General features: G+C 59.4%; 27 protein-coding genes. 14 read left to right on the plus strand and 13 right to left on the minus strand.

Features of this window, described 5'->3' with window-relative positions; translation table 11 throughout:
* Window positions 1-86: 86 nt before the first annotated feature.
* The 7 genes from RSE16_11405 to RSE16_11435 all read left to right on the plus strand — a co-directional run bounded on the left by RSE16_11405 (window position 87) and on the right by RSE16_11435 (window position 6,153).
* Window positions 87-377 carry a DUF1049 domain-containing protein gene (locus tag RSE16_11405; protein WRH75309.1) on the plus strand — a complete coding sequence of 97 codons (291 nt, stop codon included), beginning with the start codon at window positions 87-89 and terminating at the stop codon, window positions 375-377.
* Window positions 374-1,048, plus strand: a complete 675-nt coding sequence (gene pyrF, locus RSE16_11410) for an orotidine-5'-phosphate decarboxylase (GenBank protein ID WRH75310.1) — start codon at window positions 374-376, stop codon at window positions 1,046-1,048. The genes RSE16_11405 and pyrF overlap by 4 nt, the downstream gene beginning before the upstream one ends.
* Window positions 1,049-1,184: 136 nt before the next feature.
* Window positions 1,185-1,823, plus strand: coding sequence for a phosphoribosylanthranilate isomerase (locus RSE16_11415; GenBank protein ID WRH75311.1), 639 nt, complete (start codon window positions 1,185-1,187; stop codon window positions 1,821-1,823).
* Window positions 1,824-1,909: 86 nt separating this feature from the next.
* Window positions 1,910-3,142: a tryptophan synthase subunit beta gene (gene trpB, locus RSE16_11420; GenBank protein ID WRH75312.1), complete on the plus strand. Its 1,233-nt coding sequence runs from the start codon at window positions 1,910-1,912 to the stop codon at window positions 3,140-3,142.
* A complete protein-coding gene (trpA, locus tag RSE16_11425) occupies window positions 3,139-3,945 on the plus strand; it encodes a tryptophan synthase subunit alpha (protein WRH75313.1) in 807 nt (268 codons plus the stop codon). Before trpB ends, trpA begins: the two co-directional genes overlap by 4 nt.
* Before the next feature lie 3 nt (window positions 3,946-3,948).
* Window positions 3,949-4,803 (plus strand): acetyl-CoA carboxylase, carboxyltransferase subunit beta, encoded by an 855-nt coding sequence (gene accD / locus RSE16_11430; protein ID WRH75314.1) that lies wholly within the window; start codon window positions 3,949-3,951, stop codon window positions 4,801-4,803.
* Window positions 4,804-4,812: 9 nt separating this feature from the next.
* Window positions 4,813-6,153, plus strand: coding sequence for a folylpolyglutamate synthase/dihydrofolate synthase family protein (locus tag RSE16_11435; GenBank protein WRH75315.1), 1,341 nt, complete (start codon window positions 4,813-4,815; stop codon window positions 6,151-6,153).
* Between the two features lie 7 nt (window positions 6,154-6,160).
* Here RSE16_11435 and RSE16_11440 read toward each other — a convergent pair whose 3' ends face one another.
* On the minus strand, window positions 6,161-7,711 hold the full coding sequence (locus RSE16_11440) for an MFS transporter (GenBank protein ID WRH75316.1): 1,551 nt from the start codon (window positions 7,709-7,711) through the stop codon (window positions 6,161-6,163).
* Between the two features lie 94 nt (window positions 7,712-7,805).
* On the opposite strand from RSE16_11440, the gene RSE16_11445 reads away from it, so the two are divergent.
* From RSE16_11445 to RSE16_11455, 3 genes are read left to right on the plus strand one after another with little or no spacing between them, the layout of a single operon-like run.
* Window positions 7,806-8,675: a pseudouridine synthase gene (locus RSE16_11445; protein ID WRH75317.1), complete on the plus strand. Its 870-nt coding sequence runs from the start codon at window positions 7,806-7,808 to the stop codon at window positions 8,673-8,675.
* On the plus strand, window positions 8,672-9,226 hold the full coding sequence (gene rsmD / locus RSE16_11450) for a 16S rRNA (guanine(966)-N(2))-methyltransferase RsmD (protein ID WRH75318.1): 555 nt from the start codon (window positions 8,672-8,674) through the stop codon (window positions 9,224-9,226). The genes RSE16_11445 and rsmD overlap by 4 nt, the downstream gene beginning before the upstream one ends.
* The gene (locus RSE16_11455) at window positions 9,223-10,128 is read left to right on the plus strand and encodes a DMT family transporter (protein WRH75319.1); all 906 of its coding nucleotides are present in this window, start codon (window positions 9,223-9,225) and stop codon (window positions 10,126-10,128) included. The genes rsmD and RSE16_11455 overlap by 4 nt, the downstream gene beginning before the upstream one ends.
* Here RSE16_11455 and RSE16_11460 read toward each other — a convergent pair.
* A complete protein-coding gene (locus RSE16_11460) occupies window positions 10,111-11,394 on the minus strand; it encodes an MFS transporter (protein ID WRH75320.1) in 1,284 nt (427 codons plus the stop codon). The two genes, RSE16_11455 and RSE16_11460, sit on opposite strands and share 18 nt — an antisense overlap.
* Window positions 11,395-11,499: 105 nt before the next feature.
* On the opposite strand from RSE16_11460, the gene RSE16_11465 reads away from it, so the two are divergent.
* From RSE16_11465 to cysK, 3 genes are all read left to right on the plus strand, one after another.
* Window positions 11,500-13,788, plus strand: a complete 2,289-nt coding sequence (locus tag RSE16_11465) for a UvrD-helicase domain-containing protein (protein ID WRH75321.1) — start codon at window positions 11,500-11,502, stop codon at window positions 13,786-13,788.
* 116 nt (window positions 13,789-13,904) lie between these two features.
* Entirely contained in the window at window positions 13,905-15,233 is a 1,329-nt protein-coding gene (locus RSE16_11470) for an MFS transporter (GenBank protein ID WRH77351.1), read from the plus strand.
* Window positions 15,230-16,150: a cysteine synthase A gene (cysK, locus tag RSE16_11475; protein ID WRH75322.1), complete on the plus strand. Its 921-nt coding sequence runs from the start codon at window positions 15,230-15,232 to the stop codon at window positions 16,148-16,150. The genes RSE16_11470 and cysK overlap by 4 nt, the downstream gene beginning before the upstream one ends.
* A gap of 78 nt (window positions 16,151-16,228) precedes the next feature.
* Here the strand turns inward: cysK and RSE16_11480 are convergent, their stop codons facing one another.
* From RSE16_11480 to RSE16_11495, 4 genes are all read right to left on the minus strand, one after another.
* Window positions 16,229-16,591, minus strand: coding sequence for a hypothetical protein (locus tag RSE16_11480; protein ID WRH75323.1), 363 nt, complete (start codon window positions 16,589-16,591; stop codon window positions 16,229-16,231).
* 138 nt (window positions 16,592-16,729) lie between these two features.
* Window positions 16,730-18,529 carry an acyl-CoA dehydrogenase C-terminal domain-containing protein gene (locus RSE16_11485; GenBank protein WRH75324.1) on the minus strand — a complete coding sequence of 600 codons (1,800 nt, stop codon included), beginning with the start codon at window positions 18,527-18,529 and terminating at the stop codon, window positions 16,730-16,732.
* 32 nt (window positions 18,530-18,561) lie between these two features.
* Window positions 18,562-19,011: a MerR family DNA-binding transcriptional regulator gene (locus RSE16_11490; GenBank protein ID WRH75325.1), complete on the minus strand. Its 450-nt coding sequence runs from the start codon at window positions 19,009-19,011 to the stop codon at window positions 18,562-18,564.
* Window positions 19,012-19,089: 78 nt separating this feature from the next.
* Window positions 19,090-19,914 (minus strand): L,D-transpeptidase family protein, encoded by an 825-nt coding sequence (locus RSE16_11495; protein WRH75326.1) that lies wholly within the window; start codon window positions 19,912-19,914, stop codon window positions 19,090-19,092.
* A gap of 253 nt (window positions 19,915-20,167) precedes the next feature.
* Here RSE16_11495 and RSE16_11500 point away from each other — a divergent pair, with 253 nt between their 5' ends.
* Window positions 20,168-20,764: a murein L,D-transpeptidase catalytic domain family protein gene (locus RSE16_11500; protein WRH75327.1), complete on the plus strand. Its 597-nt coding sequence runs from the start codon at window positions 20,168-20,170 to the stop codon at window positions 20,762-20,764.
* A gap of 22 nt (window positions 20,765-20,786) precedes the next feature.
* Here the strand turns inward: RSE16_11500 and RSE16_11505 are convergent, their stop codons facing one another.
* The 7 genes from RSE16_11505 to rimM form a co-directional block, all read right to left on the minus strand.
* A complete protein-coding gene (locus RSE16_11505) occupies window positions 20,787-21,323 on the minus strand; it encodes a superoxide dismutase family protein (GenBank protein WRH75328.1) in 537 nt (178 codons plus the stop codon).
* A gap of 5 nt (window positions 21,324-21,328) precedes the next feature.
* Complete coding sequence (locus RSE16_11510) at window positions 21,329-21,997, minus strand: 2-hydroxychromene-2-carboxylate isomerase (GenBank protein ID WRH75329.1); 669 nt, start codon at window positions 21,995-21,997, stop codon at window positions 21,329-21,331.
* A gap of 20 nt (window positions 21,998-22,017) precedes the next feature.
* Complete coding sequence (locus RSE16_11515) at window positions 22,018-23,043, minus strand: aspartate-semialdehyde dehydrogenase (GenBank protein ID WRH75330.1); 1,026 nt, start codon at window positions 23,041-23,043, stop codon at window positions 22,018-22,020.
* Window positions 23,043-25,268: a S9 family peptidase gene (locus RSE16_11520; protein ID WRH75331.1), complete on the minus strand. Its 2,226-nt coding sequence runs from the start codon at window positions 25,266-25,268 to the stop codon at window positions 23,043-23,045. Before RSE16_11520 ends, RSE16_11515 begins: the two co-directional genes overlap by 1 nt.
* Before the next feature lie 88 nt (window positions 25,269-25,356).
* On the minus strand, window positions 25,357-25,740 hold the full coding sequence (gene rplS, locus RSE16_11525) for a 50S ribosomal protein L19 (protein ID WRH75332.1): 384 nt from the start codon (window positions 25,738-25,740) through the stop codon (window positions 25,357-25,359).
* A gap of 42 nt (window positions 25,741-25,782) precedes the next feature.
* On the minus strand, window positions 25,783-26,487 hold the full coding sequence (trmD, locus tag RSE16_11530; protein WRH75333.1) for a tRNA (guanosine(37)-N1)-methyltransferase TrmD: 705 nt from the start codon (window positions 26,485-26,487) through the stop codon (window positions 25,783-25,785).
* Window positions 26,484-26,963, minus strand: coding sequence for a ribosome maturation factor RimM (gene rimM, locus RSE16_11535; GenBank protein ID WRH75334.1), 480 nt, complete (start codon window positions 26,961-26,963; stop codon window positions 26,484-26,486). Before rimM ends, trmD begins: the two co-directional genes overlap by 4 nt.
* Window positions 26,964-26,987 lie beyond the last annotated feature (24 nt).

Raw genomic sequence — 26,987 nt, forward strand, 5'->3', positions numbered from 1 at the left:
TTCGTTGGGGCGACATGTTAACAGGGCTGGAAACCTTGCCCCCCTTCCCTTAAGCTGTTTACAAACAAGCCAAGGAGAAGCTGCGAATGTCGTTCCTTAAAACCCTTTTCTGGGTCATTTTCGTTACCGGCTTTGCTGTTTTTGCGATCAACAACTGGCAGCCCGTATCGATGAAATTGTGGAACGACCTGTGGCTGGAAAGCAAGCTGCCTGCCGTGATCGCCGCAAGCTTTTTGCTCGGTTTTCTGCCACTCTGGATCTGGCATCGCACCGTGCATTACCGGCTGAACCGCCGGATTGCGACATTGGAAAGCGGAGCAAAAACCATGGCAGCGAATTTCCCGGCCCCCACTGCAACGTCGGAGAGCGCGGCATGAGCAATCCACTCTACGTCGCAATCGACACCCCTCGCCTGGACGACGCGCTCGATCTGACCCGCCGGATCAAGGCACATGTCGGCGGGGTGAAACTGGGCCTCGAGTTTTTCTGCGCCAATGGCCATCATGGCGTGCATGAGGTGCAGAAACTCGGCCTTCCGATTTTCCTCGACCTCAAGCTGCATGATATCCCCAACACCGTCGCCAAGGCGATGCAGGCGATCAACGTGCTCGAACCCGCAATTGTCACCATCCATGCCAGCGGCGGGCGCGCAATGATGGAGGATGCCAAGGCAGCCGCCGGTTTGCATACCAAGGTTGTTGGCGTCACCGTGTTGACCAGCCTTGACGACCATGACCTCAACCGTGTCGGCGTCGACGATGCCCCCGACATTCAGGTCGCAAGGCTCGCCGCACTGGCGCAAGAGGCCGGGCTCGACGGCATTGTCTGTTCAGGCCATGAGGTAAAGGCTGTGCGCAAAAGCTGGAAGGACGGTTTTTTCGTTGTCCCCGGCCTGCGTCCCGCAGGGGCAGCCATGGGCGATCAAAAACGCGCCGTAACGCCGCGCCAGGCCCGCGATGACGGCGCCTCGGTGCTTGTGATCGGTCGCCCCATTACCAAGGCTGAAGATCCTGATGAGGCCGCCCGGGCGATTGTGGGGACGCTTTAAGTCATTTGCACTCCCCGTCATGCTGCACTTGTTTCAGCATTCATCGCGCCGCCGCGACCCAAATTGTATTAGGAAAAATGGACCCTGGAACAAGTTCAGGGTGACGCTTCTGGGGAAGTTGCGCTAGGCCTTACCCATGCAAACCCAAATCAAGATCTGTGGTCTGACAAGCGAAGCCGCCATCGACGCTGCGGCCAAGGCGGGCGCGAGCCATATCGGGCTGGTGCATTGTGAACCAAGCCCGCGCCATGTCAGCCTGGAACAGGCCGCTGCCTTGCGTATGCGCACGCCGCCCGGGCTCAAGATCGTGCTGCTGCTGGTCAATGCGGATCCCGAACTGACCCAGAAGGCTATTGAGCGCGTCCGCCCGGACGTGGTGCAATTCCATGGCAGCGAAACCCCCGAATGGCTGCAGATCGTTCGCGAACAGATGAAGGTCGAGGTGTGGAAGGCGCTGGGCGTCAAAAGCCGGGAAATATTGCTACGTTGCGACCGCTTTGTCGGCGCCGCCGACCGCTTGCTTTTCGACGCACCGGCGCAGGCGCTTCCGGGCGGAACCGGAACACGTTTCGACTGGTCGCTGCTGCGCGAATTTGACCATCGCCTGCCGTGGGGGATCGCCGGCGGCCTGACACCGGACAATGTCGCAGAGGCGCTACGCGAAACCGGCGCGCAGATGGTCGATACCTCTTCCGGAGTTGAAAGCGCACCGGGCGTCAAGGATGTGGACAAGATCGCCGCATTCTGTAAGGCGGTCCGCGACTACGCCCATTAACCCGTTCGCCTCGAGCGTAGTCGAGAGGCCATTCTTTGCTGCACGGCGTTTCGACTTCACGCGACACGAACGGAACCGAGATAGATATGAACGCTACCGTAAATTCCTTCATGAACCAGCCTGACGAGCGGGGCCATTTCGGCCAGTTCGGCGGCCGTTACGTCGCCGAAACGCTGATGCCGCTGATCCTTGATCTGGAACGGGAATATCGCGCGGCGCAGGCCGACCCCGAATTCCATGCGCAGCTCGACGATCTGCTGAAACATTATGTCGGCCGCCCTTCCCCGCTTTATTATGCCGAACGGCTGACCGAGGAATTGCGCAAGGATGCGCCCGCCGGAAAAGGCGCGCAAATCTGGTTCAAGCGCGACGAGCTGAACCACACCGGCGCGCATAAGATCAACAATTGTATCGGCCAGATCCTGCTCGCCATGCGCATGGGCAAGACGCGTATCATCGCAGAGACCGGCGCTGGCCAGCATGGCGTCGCCACCGCCACCGTCTGCGCGCGCTTTGGCCTGCCCTGCACCATCTTCATGGGCGCGACCGATGTAGCGCGGCAGGCTCCGAACGTGTTCCGCATGAAGCTGCTTGGGGCAGAGGTGATTCCGGTGACCGCCGGGGCCGCGACGCTCAAGGACGCGATGAACGAAGCGCTGCGCTATTGGGTCGCCAACGTCCACGACACTTTCTACATCATCGGCACCGCTGCAGGGCCACACCCCTACCCCGAAATGGTCCGCGATTTCCAAAGCGTGATCGGCAAGGAAGCCCGCGCCCAGTTGCTCGAACGCACCGGTCGCCTGCCCGACCTGCTGGTCGCGGCGATCGGTGGCGGCTCCAATGCAATCGGCCTGTTCCATCCCTTCCTCGATGACGCCTCGGTCAAGATGCTCGGCGTTGAAGCGGCTGGCCATGGCCTTCAGAAAGAACATGCGGCCAGCCTCGCGGGTGGTGCCCCCGGCATCCTCCACGGCAATAAAACCTATCTGCTGCAAGATGAGGACGGCCAGATCACCGAGGGCCATTCTATCAGCGCCGGCCTCGACTATCCCGGCATCGGCCCCGAACATGCCTGGCTGCGCGACATTGGCCGGGTTGATTACACCAGCGTTACCGACACCGAGGCTCTGGAAGGCTTTCAGCTGCTCTGCCGCACTGAAGGCATCATCCCCGCCCTCGAGCCCGCCCACGCCATCGCCGCACTCGCCAAGGTCGCGGCGACCATGGACAAGGACCAGATCATCCTCGCCAATCTGTGCGGTCGCGGCGACAAGGACATTTTCTCGGTCGCGGAGCATCTGGGGGTTAAGCTGTGACTCACCTCGACCCAAAAAGGCTTTCTGCTGCCTTCGCCAAGTCGCACCCAGCGCTCGTTACATTCGTGACCGCCGGCGACCCGAGCGTCGCCGCTACCCCCGCCATCCTCGACGCACTCGTTGCGGGCGGCGCGGATGTCATTGAACTGGGGATGCCGTTCACTGACCCGATGGCCGATGGCCCGGCGATTCAGGCAGCGAACATCCGCAGTCTGGATGGCGGAACCAAGACAGCGGACATCTTCCGCCTCGCCACCGATTTCCGTGCGCGCCATCCGGACGTGCCACTGGTGCTGATGGGCTATGCCAATCCGATGACGATCCGCGGCCCAGAGTGGTTTGCGGACCAATGCGTCAAGGCAGGCGTCGATGGTGTGATTTGCGTCGACATACCGCCAGAAGAAGATGTCGAGCTTGGCCCTGCCTTGCGCGATGCGGGCATCAGCCTGATCCGCCTTGCCACGCCGACCACCGATTTCGCGCGCCTGCCAGCCGTACTCGATGGATCGAGCGGATTTCTCTATTATGTCTCGGTCGCCGGCATCACCGGGATGCAACAGGCCGCACAGGCGAGCATCGAGGATGCTGTCGCTCGGCTCAAGGCAGCCACCGATATTCCCGTCGCGGTCGGCTTTGGCGTGCGCACCCCCGAACAGGCGGCTGCGATTGCACAGGTCGCCGATGGGGTTGTTGTCGGCTCGGCGATCGTTGAAATCATCGCCGAACATGGCCGCGAAGCCGCTGGTCCGGTACGCGAATATGTGGCAAGCTTGGCCACTGCCATCAAAGCATCAAGAGGCTAAAAAATGAACTGGGTCACCCGCGTCCGCAACGCCATTCCCTTCATCGCCAAGCGCGAGACGGTCGAAACGCTTTGGCACAAATGCAAGGGATGCCAGTCGATGATCTTCCTCAAGGAATATGAGGAAAATCAGTCGGTCTGCCCGAAATGTGACTATCATGGCCGCATCGGCCCGGCGGAGCGTTTTGCCGCGATCTTCGATGATGGTAGCTTGCGCGTGCTGCCCATGCCCAAGGTTGCCGAAGACCCGTTGAAGTTCAAGGATACCAAGAAATATCCCGACCGGATCAAGGCCGCACGCGCGCAAACGGGTGAAACCGACGCGATGATCAGCGGCCATGGCAAGATCGACGGGCAGCCCGCCGTCGTCAGCGTGCAGGATTTCGCTTTCATGGGCGGATCGATGGGCATGGCCGTGGGAGAGGCCTTTGTCGCCGCCGCGCAGGAAGCGCTGGTCAACAAATGCCCCTATATCATCTTCACCGCGGCAGGCGGCGCACGGATGCAGGAAGGCATTTTGTCGCTGATGCAGATGCCGCGCTCAACCGTCGCGATCCAGATGCTGCGCGAGGCAGGCCTGCCCTATATCGTCGTGCTGACCGACCCGACCACCGGCGGCGTGACGGCCAGCTATGCGATGCTCGGCGATATCCAGATTGCCGAACCGGGGGCACTGATCGGCTTTGCCGGACAGCGCGTGATCGAACAGACGATCCGCGAAAAACTGCCCGAAGGATTCCAACGCGCCGAATATCTGCTCGATCATGGCATGGTCGATATGGTGACCCACCGGCATGAGCTGAAAGCTACGCTGTCGAATCTGATCGGCTATCTGATGGCGTCGAAAAAGGCTGCGTAGTTCCCGACCTTGGCTGATTTCGCAAAATCCGATTCCCCTGCCGTACAGGCCCAACTGGACCGTCTGACGGCATTATCGCCGGGGCGTGATACGCTGGGGCTGGAGCGGATAGCGGCCTTGTGCGCCCGGCTTGGTAATCCGCAAGATCATCTTCCCCCGGTGTTCCATGTCGCAGGGACCAATGGCAAGGGATCGACCTGCGCCTTTCTGCGCGGTGCGATCGAGGCCGCGGGGCTCAGCTGCCATGTCTATACCAGCCCGCATCTGGTGCGCTTTAATGAACGCATCCGCGTGACGGGACGGTTGATCGACGATGCGCAGCTAGCTGCACTGCTATCGGAAGTACTCGATCATGCCGAAGGCCTGATGGCCAGCTTTTTCGAAGTCACCACTGCCGCCGCTCTCCTTGCCTTTTCGCGCACGCCTGCAGATGCCTGCATCATCGAGGTCGGGCTGGGCGGCCGGCTGGATGCCACCAATGTCATTGCCAAACCGGTCGCCTGCGGCATTGCCTCGCTGGGGCTGGACCATGAAGGCTTCTTGCTGACACCCGAAGAGGGTGTACCCGAAATGCCTCCGTTCGACAGGATCGCCTTTGAAAAGGCCGGGATCGCGAAACAGGACGTTCCCCTGCTCTGCCAGAAATATTCGCCCTCGATGCTGACCGCGGTTGCGGGGCAAGTGATGCGGGCAGGTGCCACCCTGCTCGACCGGGGCGATAGCTGGGATGCGGCAATCTATGACGGCCAGCTTCATTATCGCGACGCCATGGGTCGACTGAGCCTGCCCCTGCCCCGTATGCCCGGCGCGCATCAGGCCGATAATGCCGCGCTCGCCATTGCCATGTTGCGGCACCAGAATGCGGTGAAGCTGCCCGACAGCGCGCTTGCAGCGGCAATGGAATGGACGCGCTGGCCCGCGCGTATGCAGAAACTTGCGCCAGGCCCGCTGACCGGATTATTGCCAGCAGGCTCCGAAGTCTGGCTGGATGGCGGCCATAATCCCGATGCGGGCGCGGCAATTGCCAAAGCGCTGGCCGATAGCCCGCCATTGCATGTCATCTGTGGCATGTTGTCTAACAAGGATGCAGGGAATTTCCTGCGTCCCTTTGCAGACCGGATTGCGTCGTTTCACGCGCTGCCCATTCCCGGCCATGAACATCATGCGCCTGCCGATCTCGCCACCTTTGCGCGCGACGGACTGTCAATTGCGGAAACCGGCACGGCAGAAGACATTGTCGCAGCGGTGCAGCAGCTTGCAGCACGCGGCGAAACGGTGACGTTATTGATCTGCGGTTCGCTCTATCTTGCCGGAGAGGTTTTGCGCGCAAACGCGCAAATCCCCGATTGATCGAGCATCAGGCGAGCGCCTTGCGCTTCCATGCCAGTGCCGAACCTGCGGCGAAACAGGCAAGCGAAGCATAGAGCCACATTGCGTCAGCCTCCAGCTGTTGCGACAGCAAGACACCAACCAGCCCTGCCAGCACCATCAGAAAACCCGCAATGCGGAGCCCACCGACAGGCTCTTTCAGCTTTGTTTCGTCAACACCCACGGCCTGACGCACGCCTTCAACAACATAGCCTTTGCTCCACAACCGCCACAATAGCAGCATCCCCGGAACTGCGGCGACAATGGTGAAGCCCCAGAAGCCGATCCAGCCTGCCTTTTCCGCAACCCAGCCTGCCGGGCCCGCCATGAAGGTGCGTCCAACCCCTGCGAAAGAAGAAAGCAAGGCAAATTGCGTTGCGGTGTAGGCGATGTTCGACAGACCCGACAAATAGGTCGCAAACACGGTAAGCCCGATACCGCTGGTGCTGTTTTCGACGACAATGGCCGCGACCATCATCCAGTAATTATTGCCGGTGGCAGCAAGCAGCATAAACATGGCGTTCGAGAACATCATCATTAAGCCGGAGATAAGCAGCGCCCGTCCCATGCCAAGCCAGAGGATGAACGGAGCACCCAGCGCCGATCCGACAATCAGCGCGCCAAAGCCCCAAAATTTGCTCGCCGAGATATAATCAAGGTCAGAAAAACCGAGCTGCACGATCATCGGACTAAGCATTGCCTGCCCCATGGCATCGCCAACCTTGTAGATAAGGACAAAGCCGAGGATCAGGAAAGCGCCATGGCGGGTCAGGAATTCACGGAACGGATTGATCACCGCCTCGGTCAGCCATTGCCCCGGTTTCATTCCCGCGACATCGGCATAACGATCGACAAACTTGCCCGGACCGACCCAAAGCGCACCCAAAATCGCGGGGATCACTGCAAGCGAGGTGAGGCCATAGCCCAGCGCCCAGCCCAGTCCCAGACCTTCCTGTGACGCGACATAGATTGTGCCTGCCCCTGCGATCAGGTTACCAGTGCGATAGCCGAATTGGTTGGCCGCAGTGCCATGGGCGAATTCATCTTCCTCAAGTATCTCGATACGATAGGCGTCGATCACAATATCCTGCGTGGCAGAGAGGAAGGCGGTAATCAGCGCCCACACAAAGAAGGGACCGAGATGGCCAGGCTGCGGATCGGTAGCACCCAATTGCCAAACGGAAATCACTAGCAATCCCTGGATCAGAAACAGCCAGCCGCGCCGCTGTCCGAATGCCTTGGTCAGGATCGGCAAATGCAGCTTGTCGACCAAAGGCGCCCAGAGGAATTTGATCGTATAAGGAATGCCCACCATCACCGCGAGGCCGATGGTAGTGGTGTCCAGCCCGACCTTGGCCAGCCAGAAGGTCAGTGTGGCGACCAGCAAGGTCAGGGGAAAGCCGCTCGAAATGCCGAGCAAGAACGCCACTGCCGGGTTTTTCCGCAAATAGGGGCGGAACCGCTCGTTCGTTAGCGCGATAAAGGCAATGCCCCCTAAAATCGCAACAAAGATGATAAAGCGTATCAGATCAACCGACATGCGCGCCCTTCCCTATTTTCCCATTGCGCTTTGCCTAACGTGCTTTTTCTGAATGACCAGTGACTTTTGCGCGGCTCTGCGCCAAAGGGCGCGCATGGCACAGCCTCCGAAACGTCCACCTGCCCGCCCATCCGGCCCCAAGTCCGGCCCTGCGCGGCCGCCCCGGCTTCGCTGGGACGCAAAGCCTGCGCGAAAGCCGCGTCCCGCCGCCGCCGCTTCGAAGGGCACACTTGAGCGTAAGGATGGCGAAGAACGCATTGCCAAACTGCTCGCGCGCGCAGGGGTCGCCTCTCGGCGAGAGATTGAACGGATGATAGCCGACGGTCGCATCACCCTGAACGGAGAGAAGGTTGAAACGCCGGCCACGCTGCTCAAGTCGCTGAACGGTGTCGCAGTTGACGGCCAGCCGGTGAAGCAGCCCGAACCAACCAAGCTTTTCCTGTTTCACAAACCGGCCAATTGCCTGACGGCTGAACGGGATTTTTCGGGGCGCAAAACCATTTACGACATCTTGCCTGCGGATTTGCCGCGGCTGATGCCAATCGGTCGGCTTGACCTTAACACCGAAGGGTTGCTGCTGCTAACCAATGATGGCGAGTTCAAACGCCAGATGGAACTGCCCTCAACCGGCGTCGAGCGCACCTATCGCGCGCGCGCCTTTGGCGACATCAGTCAGACACAACTTGAAGAACTGATCCACGGCATCGAGATTGAAGGCGTGCGCTATGGCAAGATCGACGCGAATCTTGAACGGCGTACCGGCCGCAATGGCTGGCTGGAGATGACGCTGACCGAAGGCAAGAACCGGGAGGTTCGCCGCGTCCTCGAACATTTCGGGCTGGAGGTTAGCCGCCTGATCCGCACCCGTTATGGCCCGTTCGTGCTGGGTGATATGGCCCCGGGCGAAGTCGGCGAAGTCCGGCGCGTCGACTTAATCGAATTCAGGAATACACTGAAAGCATGAGGATCATTTCTGGCACCTGGCGGTCCCGGCCGTTGGTCGCACCCAAAGGCGACACCACCCGCCCTACCGCAGATCGCACGCGCGAAACCCTGTTTTCGATGCTGACCAGCCGACTTGGATCTTTTGAGGGCATCAAGGTGCTCGATCTTTTTTCCGGCTCCGGCGCGCTCGGGCTAGAGGCGCTATCGCGCGGCGCAGCGCATTGCACCTTTGTCGAGCAGGATCGCCCTGCACTGGATGCACTTGAAGGCAATATTGCAAAGCTGGGGGCTTCCCGTCTTTGTGAAGTCCGCCGCGGATCAGTGCTGTCGCTGGGCCCTGCCCGTGACAGTTTCGACCTGATCCTGATGGATCCGCCTTATGGCACAGGTGCCGGGCAAGTCGCCCTCGACAAACTTGCCCGGCTGGGCTGGATTGCGCCGGGGGCGTGGATCAGCGTGGAGACCGGAAAGCGTGAGGATATTGAGGTGAAGGGCTTTGTCATCGATACCGTGCGCGATATCGGCAAGGCACGGATCACCCTTTTACGCTTGGAACCCGAACCGGCATGACAGCGACGCCCAAACTTGACGGCACCGGCTGGATGCTCATCGCTATCCTCTCCATCCTATGGGGTGGTTCCTTTGTCATGATCGAAATCGGTCTGCGCAGCTATCCCCCGCTGACCCTTGTCTTTGCCCGTGTCGCATTGGCGGTTCCACCCATGTTGCTGGCGATGCGGCTGATGGGGGAGCGTCTGCCCCGCGATTCGCGCAGCTGGGTACTGTTGACGGTTGTGGGTGCATTGAACTGTGCCCTGCCCTTCTCGCTGTTTTTCTGGGGACAGCAATATCTGGACAGCGGCTATGCCTCGATCCTCAACGCCACAACCCCGCTTTGGGGGGTCATCGCCGCGCATTTTCTGACCAGCGATGAAAAGGCGACGCCCACCCGCATCCTTGGCGCCCTTGTCGGCATGGCCGGGATCGTGGTGATGGTCGGACCAGCAGCAATGAAGGGATTGTCGGACAATCTGCTCGCGCAAATCGCCTGCCTTGTCTCCACGACCTTTTACAGTTTTGCCGCGATATATGGACGCCGGCTTTCGCAAAGCGCGCTGACGCCAATATCGGTCGCCACCGGGCAGACGATAACAGCGTCACTGATCATGCTGCCGATCATGCTTATGGTCGACCAGCCTTGGGGCATGGCGATGCCAAGGCTCGATGCGACGATGGCGGCGCTCATGCTTGCGCTGATATCGACAGCACTGGCCTATACGCTCTATTTCCGCCTGATCGACCGGTCAGGCGCATCCAACGCGCAGCTTGTCGCCTTTCTGATACCCGTATTCGCGGTGCTCCTCGGCAGCCTGCTGCTCAACGAAAAGCTGACGGCCGGGCAAGCCGGCGGCGCTGTGCTGATTGCCGCCGGGCTTGTGATCCTTGACGGGCGGCTATTTCGCCGGGCGTAGCATCCACAGGCCGACAAGGCTGAACAGCGCGATCCCGGCGAGATAATAGCCGACATATTCGAGGCCCGATTCCGACAGCTTCAGCGCGATATTGGGGGCCAGTGCGCCGCCCAATATCCCAGCCGCGTTAAAGCAGATCGATGCCCCGGTGTAGCGGACACGCGCGGCAAACAGCCCCGGCAGCCACGCACCAAGCGGCCCATAGACCAGCCCCATGACGAACAGCAGCAGCGAAAGATACATGCCCGTCAGGAACAGGTCTCCGCTGCCCAGCCATGGCGCGGTCGTGAAGCTTGCGCCAACCAGCGCCGCACATCCGATCGCCAAAACGCGCGCCGGACTGGTGCGGTCCGCCCAATATCCCGACACGATGATGCCCGCTGCCATGAACAGGATCGAGACGAGTTGGATGCCCAGAAAGGCCTCGCGCTCGATACCCAGCTTTGTCGTGCCATAGCCCAGTGCAAAAGCGGTCGTGAGGTAGAAGATCGCAAAGCAGGCGATCGCTGCAAATGTGCCGCCGAACAGTTGGCGTGGGTGGGTGCGGATCACCTCTGCAACCGGCACGCGCGGCGGCGGCGCCTCTTCCAGAGCGGCGGCAAAGGCGGGCGTTTCAGTGAGACGCAGGCGAACCCACAGACCGATGCCGACCAGAAACGCACTCAACAAAAACGGAATGCGCCAGCCCCATTCACGGAAATCGGCATCGCTAAGTATCAGGCCGAGAATGAGGAACAGGCCGTTCGACAGAATGAAACCGACGGGCGCGCCCAATTGCGGGAACATGCCGTAACGCGCGGCTTTACCCGCAGGTGCATTTTCGACAGCCAGCAATGCCGCCCCGCCCCATTCGCCACCAAGACCAAAGCCCTGGCCGAAACGCAACAGGCAGAGCAATGCCGGCGCGATCCATCCAGCAACAGCATAGGTCGGCAAAAATGCGATCAGGAAGGTCGACACACCCATGATCATCAACGATGAGACAAGCGTCGCCTTGCGCCCGATGCGATCTCCATAATGGCCAAACACCAGCGCGCCAACCGGCCGGGCGATAAAGGCCAAGGCAAAGGTCAGCCAGCTTTGCAGCAGTTGCGCCTCGGGGCTGGATGTCGGAAAGAATAACGGCCCAAAGACCAGCGAAGCTGCGGTCGCGAAAATGTAGAAGTCGTAAAATTCGACCGCTGTCCCGGCCATCGCCGCACCCAAAATGCGCCGGTGCGACGGCCCCTGCTCGGTCGCGGCTCCACCTGCTGATATGGATGTCATTATTGCTCCCCCGTTTAGTTTACAATTGTGCTGACACCGACGGCGACGAAAGGAAAGCGGAAAAGTGCATTGCCCTTCGATCATCCGTTCCCTAATCGTTCGCGCGTGACTCACCCCTCCCCCGCTCCTTTGCCGCCATGGTTGGACGGCCTTAATACGCCGCAACGCGAAGCCGTGCTGACGACCGAGGGGCCGGTGCTGGTTCTTGCCGGCGCGGGTACAGGCAAGACCGCAGCGCTAACCGCGCGGCTTGCGCATATCATCGCCGAGCGGCTGGCCTGGCCATCTGAAATTCTTGCGGTCACCTTCACCAACAAGGCCGCGCGCGAGATGAAGGAGCGGATGGGTCGGATGATCGGCGATGCCGTTGAAGGCATGCCATGGCTCGGCACCTTTCACGCGATCGGTGCCAAGATGCTGCGCCGCCATGCCGAGCTTCTGGGCTTGAAAAGCAATTTCACGATCATCGATGTCGACGATCAACTCCGCTTGCTGAAACAACTGATCGCGGCGGCGGATCTGGACGAAAAACGCTGGCCCGCGCGCGGGCTGGCCAGCCTGATCGACAAATGGAAGAATAAGGGGCTCACCCCGGATCAGCTCGATGCCGGGGAAAGCGCGCTTTACGCCGATGGCAAGGGCCAGGCGATGTACACGCTGTATCAGGCAAGGCTGCGCGAACTGAATGCCTGCGACTTTGGCGACCTGTTGCTCCACAATCTCACGCTGTTGCGCACGCACCGCGATGTGCTTGCGGAATATCAGCGCCGATTCAAATATATCCTCGTCGACGAATATCAGGATACAAATGCGGTCCAATATCTCTGGCTCCGCCTGTTGGCGCAGGAACGCAAAAATATCTGCTGCGTCGGTGATGACGACCAGTCCATCTATTCATGGCGCGGCGCAGAAGTTGCCAATATCCTGCGATTTGAAAAGGATTTTCCGGGCGCGAAGACGATCCGGCTCGAACAGAATTACCGATCAACCCCCCACATTCTTGCAGCAGCGAGCGGCCTGATTGATGCTAATAGCGGGCGGCTCGGCAAGACATTGTGGACCGAGTTGGACGCCGGCGAAAAGGTGCGCGTCCTCGGCGTATGGGACGGCCCAGAAGAAGCGCGGCGGATTGGCGAGGAAATCGAATCGCTACAATATCGCGGCATATCGTTGAATCAGGTCGCAATCCTTGTGCGGGCACAGTTCCAGACCCGCGAACTGGAAGATCGCTTCATCCAGATCGGGCTAAGCTACCGCATCATCGGTGGCTTTCGTTTTTACGAACGTGCCGAAATCCGGGATGCGATCGCCTATCTGCGGATCATCAACCAGCCCGCCGACGACCTTGCTTTTGAACGGATCGTCAATGTGCCCAAACGTGGCATTGGCGACAAGGCGGTCGAGAAAATCCACCGCCTTGCCCGGGCAGAGGCCGCACCGCTCTCCCTCGCCGCGGCACGGATTGTCGGTACAGATGAACTGACCGGCAAGGCACGCAAATCGCTGTCAGATCTTGTCATAGACATTGCTCGCTGGCGCGATAGCGCAGCCACGCTGCCACCGGCAGAGCTGGCGCGGCTGGTGCTCGATGAAAGTGGCTATACCGCTGCATTGCAGGCCGAACGCAGCACCGAGGCCTCGGGGCGGTTGGAAAACCTCAACGAATTGACCCGGGCAATGGAAGATTATGAAACGCTCGGTGATTTCCTTGAACATGTCAGCTTGGTGATGGACAATGAAGCCAACGCCAATGACGAGGCCGTCACGATCATGACAATCCATGCCGCCAAGGGGCTGGAATTCCATCATGTCTTTTGCGCCGGCTGGGAGGACGGGGTGTTTCCGTCACAGCGCGCGCTCGATGAAGGCGGGCTTGCCAGCCTCGAAGAAGAGCGCCGTCTTGCCTATGTTGCGATCACGCGTGCGCGCGAAAAATGCACGATCACCCATGCTGCCAACCGGCGCATCTACGGCCAATGGACGTCCAGCATCCCCAGCCGCTTCATTGACGAATTGCCTGAAGAGCATATCGAGAATGAGCAAACCATGACGGGCGGCGCTTCGCTGTGGCGCGCAAACTGGTCCGAACGGGCGGATCCCTTTGCCCATCTGGCTGCCGCAAACCAAGGCCGGGCCAATGCACGCGGCCCGGGCTGGCAACGCGCCGCCACCAGCGGGGGATTCAACGCGTCACCGCAAAGGATTGGTGAATCTAGCAAGCCTGCAGTCGGACTGGGCGCACAGGGACGCAGCGACCTTTCCAAGGGCATGCGCGTTTTCCATGAAAAATTCGGCTATGGTCTGATCGCAGAGATTGAGGGCAACAAGCTGGAAATCGACTTTGAAACCGCCGGGCGCAAACGGGTAATGGACAGTTTCGTCAGCATCCCCTGACCCGGCTGGCCGATATGGGCTTGCCTTAATCGATAGCGACAAAGTGGAGCCATGCCGCCGCCAAGAACGGCTTGCATTGCGCTCATCCATTCGACCGGTTAGGCGCTAAGATGAAAATGTCATCCGCGCCGCATCCTTTTTCGATTCCCGACTACCGACGTTACTGGCTGTCCCGCTTCATGGCGGTGATCGCCACAATGTCGATGGTCGTCGTGATCGCTTGGCAGGTCTATGATACCGCCCGCAGCGATTATGGCATGTCGCCCAAGGCAGCCGCGCTCCAATTGGGATTGCTTGGCCTGTTCCAGTTCATCCCTCTGGCCTTGCTGACACCCGTGGCAGGCTGGGCAGCCGACCGTTTCGAAAGGCGGCGCGTTGCGATCTGCGCCAATCTGTTAGACGCAGGCGTCGCGCTGGCGCTTGGTTTGCTGACCTATCATGATGCGCTCAACCTGCCGCTGCTGTTCCTCTTTGCCGCACTGCATGGGGTGGCACGGGTTTTTGTCGGCCCGGCCATGTCATCAATTGCCCCCAACATCGTCCCGCCGGAATCCTTACCGCGGGCAATCGCGCTCGGTTCGATTGCTTGGCAAAGTGCCTCGGTTATCGGACCTGCCATTGGTGGACTGATCTATGCGCAAAATGCGCCCGGCTCTTACTGGATGTCAGTCGCGCTGCTGATCCTTTCCAGCATCGCCATATCGACTGTCCGCCCGGTGTATCCGCCACCAATGACCGAAAAGAAGCATCCCGTAAGGATGATGATTGAGGGCATGAAATATACCTGGTCCGAACGCTTTCTGCTCGGCGCGATCACACTTGATCTGTTCGCGGTCTTGCTTGCGGGCGCGACGGCCCTGTTGCCGGTCTATGCGCGTGACATATTACATGTAGGCCCCGACGGGCTTGGTCAGTTGCGCGCGGCCCCGGCCTTTGGCGCGGCTTTGGTCGCCATCTATCTCACTATCCGGCCATTGAAGCATAATGTCGGGGTGAAAATGCTCTGGGCTGTCGTGGTCTTCGGGCTTGCGACGATCGGCTTTGGCCTTTCCCACATTATCGGCGCCGAATTGTTTGGCGATGCAAGGATCGACTGGCTCGACATGGCAGCACCGATGGGTGTGGCACTGTCGATGCTGGCGCTACTGGGCGCTGCCGACATGCTCTCGGTCTATGTGCGGAGCTCACTGGTCCAACTCAACACCCCCGATGCGATGCGCGGCCGCGTCAGTTCGGTTTCGGGCTTAGCCATCTCCGCCTCAAACGAATTGGGTGAGTTGCAATCCGGCTTTGCCGCAGCTCTGCTCGGTCCCGTCGGCGCAGTTGTATTTGGCGGCGTAGGAGCCATAATGGTAACAGGCATCTGGGCGAAATTATTCCCCGAACTCAAGAACGCCCGCACGTTCGAGCCACAGTTTCGCGATGTAAAGGAAAGCAAGACATGAAGGCCCATTCCATCCTCGATACCATCGGCAACAGCGCCCATATCCGCATGCAGCGCCTGTTCGGTGACGCCGAAGTCTGGATCAAATCCGAACGATCCAACCCCGGTGGATCGATCAAGGACCGTATCGGCCTTGCAATGATCGAAGCGGCCGAAAAAGACGGCAGCCTGCAACCGGGCGGTACGATCATCGAACCGACCAGCGGCAATACCGGCGTCGGTCTGGCCATGGTCGCTGCGGTTAAGGGCTATAAACTCGTCCTCGTCATGCCGGAAAGCATGTCGGTTGAACGCCGCCGCCTGATGCTCGCTTATGGTGCGACCTTTGACCTGACGCCGCGGGAAAAGGGCATGAAGGGTGCTATCGAACGCGCGCTTGAACTGGTCGCGACAACGCCCGGCGCATGGATGCCGCAGCAATTTGAAAACCCCGCCAATATCGACGTCCATGTCCGCACAACCGGTCCGGAAATATTGGCTGATTTCAAGGACAGCCCGATCGACGTGCTGATCACCGGCGTCGGTACCGGCGGGCACATCACCGGCTGCGCCGAAGTGCTGAAAGCTGCATGGCCCAATCTTAAGGTCTATGCGGTTGAACCAACGCTGTCACCGGTCATCAGTGGCGGCCAGCCTGGCCCGCACCCGATTCAGGGCATTGGCGCGGGCTTCATCCCTGCGAACCTCCACACCCAATTGATCGACGGCGTGATCCAGGTGGATCCGGAAGATGCCAAGGAAATGGCGCGCCGCGCCGCGCGCGAAGAAGGCATGCTTGTCGGCATTTCGTCGGGCGCAACGCTGGCCGCGATCGCGCAAAAGCTGAAGGAATTGCCGGCCGGAAGCCGCGTCCTTGGCTTCAACTATGACACCGGCGAACGCTATCTGTCGGTGCCTGATTTCCTGCCGACAGAATGAATGCAAAAGCGCCGGGTTCGATCAGACGTCCCGGCGCGTTTGGCCATATGGCCGACATGATGTAACTTCTGCAAAGGGTCAGAAGCGCGGCTCTTCCCCTTCCGGTTCGGCTGGCGGCGGGGGTGCAAGCCGATCGGATGTGCGATCCGGATCGTCGGGGCGGCCATCGCCATCATCGTCAAAAATATCCGGCTTTCCATCATTATTGACATCCCACGCATCCGCTTTGCCATTGGCATCGCGATCCCATGCGTCGGCTTTACCATCACGATTGCTGTCCATCGTGGGGGGCGGCACCGCCTTTTCTGGCACAGAGCTTGCCGGCATTTGCGATTCTGCAGAAGGTTGATCGGCTTCGGCGGCCCTTACTACGCCCGCTGCAAAGGGCAGGATTAATAAGGTGGCAGCGGCAAAGGCGACGCTGTTTCGGAACTTCGACATCAGTTGCTCCTTGAAAAGCAAAACCCCCTGTCAAAGCCGACCATCGCGGCAGCTATGCCATAATCCCAGCGCAAAGCGGCGGTGCGAGGCCTCCAGCGGCTTAACCGCTCGTCGCAATCGCTCCGCCGTCATAGAGGCTCAGGCGGTCGCGAAAAGCTCCGGCTCCAGCGCCATCACCGCCTCGCTGCCTGCCTCAATCTTGCGGCGCAACGATCCGCAATCAGGGAAGAAGCGCTCGGCAAAATAGCGGGCCGTAACCAATTTGGCCTCATAGAATTTCGCATTGGCGGCTCCGCCAGTGATTGCGGCATGCGCGGCATGCGCCATGCGCAGCCATTGCAGGCCCAGCGCAACAATCCCCATGATGTGCATATAATGGTGCGCGCCGGCGCCGACATTATTGGGGTTTGCCATGCCATTTGCCATGAACCACATGGTCGATGCCTTCAGTTCGCCATTGGCCTTTTCCAGCCGTTCCGCAAAATCGGCCATCGCACCTGACTTGGCAGCGGCGCATTCATCATCGACCAGCTTGAAAAAGGCCTGCACGGAGCGGCCACCATTCTGAGCCAGCTTACGGCCGACAAGATCCATCGCCTGAACGCCGTTCGCGCCTTCATAGATCATGGTGATCCGGGCGTCGCGGACATATTGTTCCATGCCCCATTCGCCGACATAGCCATGGCCGCCATAAACCTGCTGCGCATTGGTTGCGACCTCATAGCCCTTGTCGGTGCCATAACCTTTGATCACCGGTGTCAACAGGCCGAGCAGATCGTCTGCGGCCTGCCGCTCTTCCTCGGTCTGGCCGCCATGGATGATGTCGGCAAGCAGCGCACCATTGAGGCACAAGGCGCGCATAGCTTCGGTGAAGGCCTTTGCGTCCATCAACATGCGGCGGATGTCGGGGTGGACGAACAGCGTATCCGCCTTTTCACCCAGATCCTGCGGACCGGTGAGTGCCCGGCCCTGGCGGCGATCATGTGCATATTGCACGGCGTTCTGATAGGCGACCTCCGCAATGCCCAGCCCTTGCTGGCCGACGCCCAATCGCGCAACGTTCATCATGATGAACATGGCCGCAAGGCCCTTATTCTCTTCACCGACCAGATAGCCGGTCGCGCCATCATAGTTCATGACGCAGGTCGCATTGCCATGGATGCCCATCTTATGCTCCAGCGAGCCGCAGCCAAGACTGTTGCGTGCGCCCAGCGAGCCATCCTCATTGACCAGGAATTTCGGCACGATGAAGAGCGAGATGCCCTTCACGCTGTCCGGCGCATCGGGCGTTTTCGCGAGCACGAGATGGACGATATTCTCTGCAAGGTCGTGGTCGCCAGACGAGATGAAGATCTTCGTCCCGCTGATCGCATAGCTGCCATCGCCATTGGGCACTGCCTTTGTCCGGATCAGGCCAAGATCGGTTCCGCAATGCGGCTCGGTCAGGTTCATCGTGCCTGTCCATTTGCCGCTGATCATGTTGGGCGCATAGGTTGCTTTTTGCGCATCGCTGCCCTTGACGAGGATCGCCGACACCGCCCCATGGGTCAGCCCCGGATACATACCGAACGCCATGTTCGAACTCGACATATACTCCTCAAACGCCATCGAAACGACGTGTGGCAAGCCCTGTCCGCCATATTCAACGGGTGCAGACAAGGTACCCCAGCCCGCCTCGACATAGGCCTGATAAGCCTCTTTGAAACCTTCCGGCGTGGTCACCGAACCGTCGGCATGGCGGGTGCAACCTTGCTTGTCACCGACCACGTTAAGCGGGAAAAGTTCATTCTCGACGAACTTAGCGCCCTCGGTCAGGATTGCTTCAATCATGTCTGCACCGGCATTTTCGAAGCCGGGAAGATTGGCGTATTTCTCGACGCCCAATACTTCGTTCAGGATGAAAAGTGTGTCGCGTACCGGCGCGTTATACTGGGGCATAGGGTCCTCTTTGCTCCAAATGGAGGCAGCCGTCAGGCCGCCTTGCTTTCTTCTGCCTCGACCTGTTCGACCAAGGCGACAAATTCGGTCAGTTCGGCAATCGCACTATCCAGATCCTGCCGCTGCTTTTTCAGCAGATCGACCCGTTCCCGGCATTTCTGGATCGTCACCTTGCGCTGGATATTCCGTCCATCGTTTAAATCGTAAAGGTCGATCATCTCGCGGATCTCGGCAAGGCTGAAGCCCACGCGCTTTGCCCGCAAAATCCACGCCAGTCGTGCGCGGTCACGCTTTGAATAGATGCGCGCCAATCCCTGCCGTTCCGGTGAAATCAGCCCCTGATCTTCATAAAAACGCAGTGCGCGCGCCGTAACATCAAACTCGGCGGATAGGTCGGATATCGTGAAACTGTCGCGCCCCAAAGCATCGGGCGTTTCAATGGTCGCGTCTGCCGCTTTGCCATTGCCTGTAATCAAATCCATTGCCGCGAAATCCTCCCTCGTCGAGGCTCGCTTCTTTCTACTTTACGTTAGCGTAAACGTCAATCGCGAAGGATGGCCTTAACGGCGGTTTGGTGTCGGCGATGGTGGCACCCCGGCGCTGGGCTGGGGCTGGGGCTGGGGCTGGGGCTGGGGTTGCAGTTCGCCTTGCCCGGTGGCGGGCTGCGGAACTTGCCCTGGCACGGTTGCGGGCGGATTGGCGGCAGGTTCAACCGTCGCCGGCTTGGGCCGAGCGAGCGGCTTGCTCAGGCTTTCAAGGATCACGACTTCCCCATCCATCTGCGTCACGCCATAAAGCGCCTCTGCAAACCGTTTTGGAAGGCGAATACAGCCATGTGAAGCGGGATAGCCGGGCAGATGACCCGCATGAATGGCTATGCCATCCCATGTCAGCCGCTGCATGAACGGCATCGGCGCATTGGCGTAGATGTTGGATTCATGATAGATTTTTTTCTGCAGGATCTTGAATATGCCCGACGGCGTTTCCTTTCCGGTCTTGCCCGATGAAATGGTTGAAAATCCGACCAGCTTATCCCCGTCAAAGACATAGAGCCGCTGAATGTCGAGCACCACGACCATCCGCAGCGGGTTTTCGTAACTATCGCGCTTTTCCCAGACAAACTGGCCCGTCTTCAGGCTGTCCACCGGTCCCTTGCGCACAGGCTTTACCGGCGCGACGGGTGTGGGATCAACAATAGGCGCCGTAGCAGCCGGCGGCGGTGCGGGTTCGGCAATAGGCGGGCTTGTGGGCGCGGGAACAGGGGACGTTTCAGCCGATTGCTGCGGCACCGCAGGCGTCACCGGCGCATTTTGGGCGGCAGCCGGGTTGGCAAGCACCATCAGCGCGGCTGCGATCGAAAGAATGCAATATTTCACGCGGATCATTGGGAGAGCCCTGTTCGGCAATATTATTACCATTTTGGTAGATTTATGCCTTTTCGCGGTTGCAATATCAACGCATTTTTCGGGATGGAGCGCCCTTTCAAATTAGGCCTCGGCCTTCTTCAAGCTGCATCTCACCCCTTGCTTATCCGCCAAAACGCCGGAAAATTGCGCCGAATTGCGTCAACATGGGTTCTTATCTGCACATGTGCGTCCTAGATTGGTCGTAATGACAGCAATGGGCCGCAGAATATTTTTGACGCGTTCGGCAGCAGCAATTGCCGGGCTTGGCGTTTCGGGCCTGCCGTTTGGCGCGCTCGCATCGGTGGTGAGCGACGAAGCCTCGCTTGATCCCCGCCTGCTTGCGCGCGCAGCATCGGCACTGGCCCGGCATGGCGATCATATTGCCAATCATCAAATCATGGCGATTGCCGATTTTTCGAAACCGTCGCGCACCCCCCGCTTCTTCCTCTATGATTTGATCGGCGGCCGGACGACGCCATTGCTTGTCGCCCATGGCATTGGTTCGGATCGCGGACATAGCGGCTGGGTTCAGGAATTTTCGAACATTCCGGGCTCTGAAGCAACCTCTGCCGGTGCCTATCGCATTGGCGAAAGCTATATCGGCAAATATGGCGCATCGCGCCGGCTGATCGGTCTTGAGCCGCAAAATGATCAGGCGGAAAACCGCGCCATCGTCATCCACCCTGCACCCTATGTCAGTCAGGCGATTATCGACCGACAGGGCAAGCTGGGTCGCAGCCAAGGCTGTTTCGCCTTTTGCCATTCGGATATCGAACAGGTGCTCAACCGGCTTGTCCCCGGTGCCATGCTCTACGCCGGCAAGGTGTGACGCCGGATAGTTGTGGCACACCTCAGCCGCGCGTGAACACCCCGCAATAGACCCGCTTGCCGGCATTGCCGGTCGGGTCTGTAAGGTAATCATCGGCCTTTTCATGCACGATCAGCGCCGCACCATCGGCATCGAACGGGCTGTTGGCGCCTGTCCACTCGACATGGTCGAGCCGCAGTTTCGCCCCAATCCGTCCATTGGCATCGGCGCTGACATTGGGAAGGTCACCCGCATGCGATCCGGCAGGGTTTTGCTTGCCATGCTGGCGCATATCAGGGTTCCAGTGCGGCCCCGCGCTGGTGAAATCCGGTGCTGTGCACTGCCCCACTGAATGTATGTGCATTGCGAAATTGCCGGCACCGGGCGCTGCGGCCGACATTTCCAGCCAGACACCATCGGCCTGAAGCGAAAGCGTGGCGACACCCGCTTCGCTGCCATCAGCACGCATCAGCTTTGCCGTGGCAACTTCCTTGACCGCAGACTGGCTGGCTTCCTGCGAGGTGGTGCAGCCCGCAAGCGCGATTGAGGCAACAAATATAAGGGCAAGGGTTTTACGCATGGCAATCAATCTTCCTTTTTGACGTCAGAACGCGGGACGAGGCCCTTTTGTTGCATGCGCCACAATGCCATTTCAATACGGTCCTGACCGAAAAAAGCTTCATTGTCGAATATCAGCGTCGGCACGCCCCAATGCCCACCTGCTTCCAATGCGGCCTGGTTTGCATGGATTTCGCTATCCAGCGCCTCTGCGTCCGACACAGCCTCTGCATCAAGCTCTGCCAAATCGAGCCCCGCGCGCTGCGCTGCGCCTGCCAGATGATCGCCTTCGTGCCAGTTTTCCGCACCGCCCCAGATCAGCCGGCCTGCCTCATGCGCAAAGGCCAGTCCCTTGCCCCGGCGCGCGGCCACCTGCCCAAGCCGGGTCATGCGAAAAATATAGGGCTGCTCTTCCGATATTTGGCGCGTCATCACATTCTGGACGATCGGATCGGGTCGCGGCGGACCAAAGGGAATGCCATGATATTGCGCGACACGGAACATATCGGTGAAAGTGTAGCGCAACCAATTGGGATGGTTCCGCTCAAAAAAATCGGGCTCGCGGATTGCCAACGGATAGACCGGGCGCAGCGCAATATCGACGTCCCATTCCTCCATCATGGACCGATAACGACCAATGGCGAGATAGGAGTAGGGTGAGCGGAATGAGAAGAACAGGTCGGCATGTAATGTCATGCCGACCTGATGGACTGGCTTCAGCCTTTCTGCAAGTGGCGACGGCCAAGCAGTTCGGCAATCTGCACCGCGTTGAGCGCGGCGCCCTTGCGCAGGTTATCAGAAACGCACCACAGGTTGATGCCATAGTCGACCGTACTGTCATCGCGCACACGGCTGATGAAGGTTGCATAGTCGCCGACACATTCGATCGGGGTAACATAGCCGCCATCCTCACGCTTATCGACAAGCATCACGCCTGGTGCTTCGCGCAGGATTTCCTGTGCCTCCTCTGCCGACAGCTCGTTTTCAAATTCGATGTTGATCGATTCCGAATGGCCGACAAAAACAGGCACGCGTACACAGGTTGCCGTCACCTTGATCTTGGGATCTAGGATCTTCTTGGTTTCCGCAACCATCTTCCACTCTTCCTTGGTCGAACCGTCTTCTAGGAAGCTGTCGATATGCGGAATGACGTTGAACGCGATTTGCTTGGTGAATTTGCGCGGCTCGATCTGATCACCCACAAAGATCGCACGGGACTGTTCGAACAGCTCGTCCATCCCCGCTTTGCCCGCGCCCGATGCGGACTGATAGGTCGACACAACGACGCGCTTGATCTTCGCGGCATCATGCAGCGGCTTCAACGCGACGACCATCTGCGCAGTCGAGCAATTGGGATTAGCGATGATATTCTTGACCTTATAGCCGTCAATCGCGTCAGGATTCACCTCTGGCACGATCAGGGGCACATCGGGGTCCATACGATAGAGCGAGGCGTTATCGATCACCGTGCAGCCGGCAGCCGCGAATTTGGGCGCATAAAGCTTTGATCCATCGGTTCCGATCGCGAACAATGCGATGTCCCAGCCCGTGGGATCGAAATGCTCGATATTCTGTACTTTCAGCGTTTTGCCGGTTTCACCGAAATCGATGACATCGCCTGCCGAACGCGAGGATGCGAGGACCGCAAGTTCATCGATCGGGAATTCCCGCTCGGCAAGGATGTTCAGCATTTCGCGCCCGACATTGCCCGTGGCGCCTGCAACTACTACCCGATAACCCATTATTCCATATCCTTGCTTTTTACAGTCCGGTTGAGGAAGTCGAGGATCGACCCCCACAAATGCACGCTCACCTTGGGTCCGGCGACGCGGTGCGTCTGGCCGGGATAGACCATGGTTTCAAAGGGCTGCGCATTGCCCTGCATCGCCGCCATCAACGCGGTCGAATGATCGAAGACGACATTGTCGTCAGCCATGCCGTGGATCAGCAGCAGCGGATCACTAATCTTGTCTGCATGCGGAACAACATTGGCCTTTTCATATGCCTCGGGCACCTTGCGCGGATCGCCCATATAGCGTTCGGTATAATGGGTGTCGTAAAGCTCCCACTTCGTTACCGGTGCGCCCGAAACGCCTGCGGCGAACACGCCCGGGGCCGCCTCCAACAGTTTCAGCGTCATATAGCCGCCATAGGACCAGCCATAGACGGCGATCCGCTGCGGATCGACAAAGGGCTGGGCTTTGAGCCATTCGACGCCGGTCAGTTGGTCGGCAACTTCAACGCCGCCCATGGCGCGGTAGATATGGTCTTCAAACGTCTTGCCGCGATCAGGCGTGCCCCGCCCGTCGACCGAAAAGACGATCCAGCCCTGTTGCGCCAGATATTGCTGCAACGCGCCGCCGCCCCAGCTTTCGGTGACCTGACGCCCTGCTCCGGGCCCGCCATAGACTTGCACAAACACAGGATAACGCTTGCCCGGCTCGATTTTGGGCAGGAGCAGCTTCGTCTTGAGTTCGGTGCCATTGGCCGCCTTGATGCTGCCAAAGACAGGGGCAATATGTGCCGCTAAATAGGGGCCATAAGGATGGCGCGCATCGAGGCGATTTTCCTCAATCCATGACAGGCGCTTGCCACTGGCGTCGGCCAGATAGACCTGTTCGGGCTGGTTCGGGCTTGATCGGGTGACGATCGCCCGGTTCGCCGCGCGGTTCATGGCGACAGCGTTGAAACTGCCCTGCTCTGTCAGCCGTTCAACTGCGCCGCCCTTTAACGGTACGCGGTAGAGATGCTGCTGCGTCGCCGCCTCGGCATTGCCGGTGAAATAGATGCGGCCCGCTGCCTCATCAACGCCGACAACGGCCTTCACTGCCCATGCGCCCTTGGTCAGTTGCGTCCATTTGCCGTTGCGGAAACGATAAATATGACTGAAGCCATCACGCTCCGACGTCCAGACAAGGCTGCCGTCGGAAAGCACGCGCAGATTGTCATGCAGGTTCAACCAGGTCGGGCTGGTTTCGCTGAACAGCACGCTCGACGCGCCCGTTGCGGCATCAACCGTCAGCACATCGAGCCGCTTCTGGTCGCGGCTCTGGCGCTGCACCAGCAGGCTTTTCGCGTCGGGCATCCAGTCCACCCGCGCCAGATAGATGTCGGCATCGGCACCAAGATCGACCTTTACATGGCGGTCGCCGGCCTTGTGCCAAACAAACAGGTCGACACGGGCATTGTCCGTGCCGGCAAAGGGATAGCGCTGCTCGTAAATGCGGGTGCCCTCGGCCCCGATTGCGGCGCGCGGGGCAACCTTCACGCCGCTTTCATCGACCCGGGCATAGGCAAGCGCAGCGTCATCGGGCGCCCACCAATGACCGCGGCTGCGGTCCATCTCTTCCTGCGCGACAAATTCAGCAACGCCATAGCTCAGCGTGCCGCCGCCATCGCTCGTCAGCGCCTTTTCCGCGCCGTCGGAAAGGCTGCGAACGACAAGATTCTGGTCGCGCACGAAAGAGACATGGCTGCCCTTGGGACTGACGGTGGCATCAAGCTCACTCGTCGCGGTCTCGGTCAAACGGCGGATATCGCCCTTCAGATCGGCAAGAAACAGGTCGCCATCAACTGGAACAAGGATCGTCTGGCTATCTGGCGCCCAGTCATAAGCGACAATGCCCTTGGTACCGCCAATGCGGGCGCGTTCGCGCTGCATTTTTTCGGCTTCGCTGATCTCTCCGCTGGTGCCAAGCTTGGTCGAATCGACCAGCATACGCCATTCGCCACTCTTGCTGTCGAGGAACCACAAATCGAACCGTTCGCGATCATCGGCGCGCGGACGCAGGCTCGTCAGATATTTGCCATCGGGCGAAAGCTTCACTGCACGCGGCGACGCGCCATTGATTGAAGGGCTCGCAAAGACCCGCTCCAGCGTCAATGCAGGCGCATCCTGTGCGCTGGCAGGTTCACTCGCTGCCATCAGTGCCAGGCTCGCGGCGGCCATAAGCCATGTCTTCCTCATCCTTGTCTCTCCAAACGAAAAAAGGCCGGGATCGCTTTTCAGGATCCCGGCCTTTTCGGCTATCTTGGTTACAAGCAACCAGACGGGATCAGCCTTCGGCTCCCTGTTTGGTCGTAATCTTACGCTCGGCGATACGCGCCTTCTTACCGGTGCGGCCACGCAGATAATAGAGCTTCGCACGGCGCACGGCACCGCGACGAACCACTTCGATGCTTTCGACATTGGGGCTGTAAAGCGGGAATACGCGCTCTACGCCTTCGCCGAACGAAATTTTGCGAACGGTGAAATTCGATCCCATGCCCTTGTTCGAACGCGCGATGCACACGCCTTCATAGTTCTGGATACGGGTGCGATCGCCTTCGATCACCTTCACGCCCACGCGGAGCGTATCACCGGCCCGGAATTCCGGGATGCTTTTCTTGGCAGCAAGTTCGGCAATTGCCTCTTGCTCAAGCGTCTGGATCAGGTTCATGGCCTGTCTTCTTCCTTCTTCATGCCGCACACCAGAGGCAGGTCAGTCCCGAGCGTTGTTGTAACGCTCCCAAAGGTCTGGCCTGCGTAGCCGTGTATCATCTTCAGCCTTTTGTTTCCGCCAGGCCTTGATTTTCGCATGATCCCCCGATCGCAGCACTTCAGGGATCATACGCCCTTCCCACTCAGCGGGTCGGGTGTAATGCGGATATTCGAGAAGGCCTTGTTCAAAGGACTCCTCATCACCGCTATCGGGCGCGCCCATTACGTCGGGAAGCAGCCGAATGCAAGCATCTAATAGCATCAGCGCCCCCATTTCCCCTCCGGAAAGCACGATATCGCCCATGCTGACCTGCTCGATTTGCGGCCGCGCCTCGAACAGCCGTTCATCAAAGCCCTCAAAGCGGCCGCAAATGATGGTGACGCCCGGGCCTTCAGCCAGTTCGCGGACCCGTTGCTGCGTCATCGGCTTTCCCCGTGGCGTCATCGCAAGGATCGGAAAATCAGGTGTTTTTTCAATCGCATGGTCAACCGCAGCCGCCATGACGTCAGCCTTCAACACCATCCCTGCCCCACCACCGGCCGGCGTATCGTCAACCGTACGGTGCTTGTCAGTTGCAAAATCACGGATCTGGATCGGCGAACAGGACCATTTCCCGTCCGCCAAAGCGCGCCCGGCGATGGAAATACCGAGAGGGCCGGGAAACATTTCCGGATAGAGCGTAAGAATCTGGGTTTGAAAGGTCATTCGGCAAAGGCCGCATCGACGACGATCCGCTCGCCCCATTCGGGTACCGCTTGCACGTTCATCGGCACCATGAATTTCTTGCCGTCGGATTTCTGAATTTCGAGAATATCGCCCGCGCCAAAATTTTCGACCGCGATGCAGGTGCCAAGGTCGGTGCCATCGGTCGAAACGCACGCCACACCGATCAGATCGCTATAATAATATTCGCCATCGCCCAGCGGCGGCAATTCCGCGCGCGATACGGTCAGCAAGGTGCTACGCAGCGCCTCTGCGGCATTGCGGTCAACGACCTCGGCAAAACGGGCGATTGCGCCGTCTTTGTGGGCACGCACCGATTTTAAGGTCAGTGCGCCGCCATTATAGCTTTTATGCCGTTTGAGGCTGTCCACACTTTCGGCAAACAGCTTCAACCGGACTTCGCCCGTCACGCCATGCGCACCGGCAACGGCGGCCAGAACAACCGTTTTTTCGGTCATTTTCCCCTCCCGCTTGCGGGAGGG

It is taken from the genome of Sphingobium sp. (assembly GCA_035196065.1).
GTDB lineage: Bacteria > Pseudomonadota > Alphaproteobacteria > Sphingomonadales > Sphingomonadaceae > Sphingorhabdus_B > Sphingorhabdus_B rara.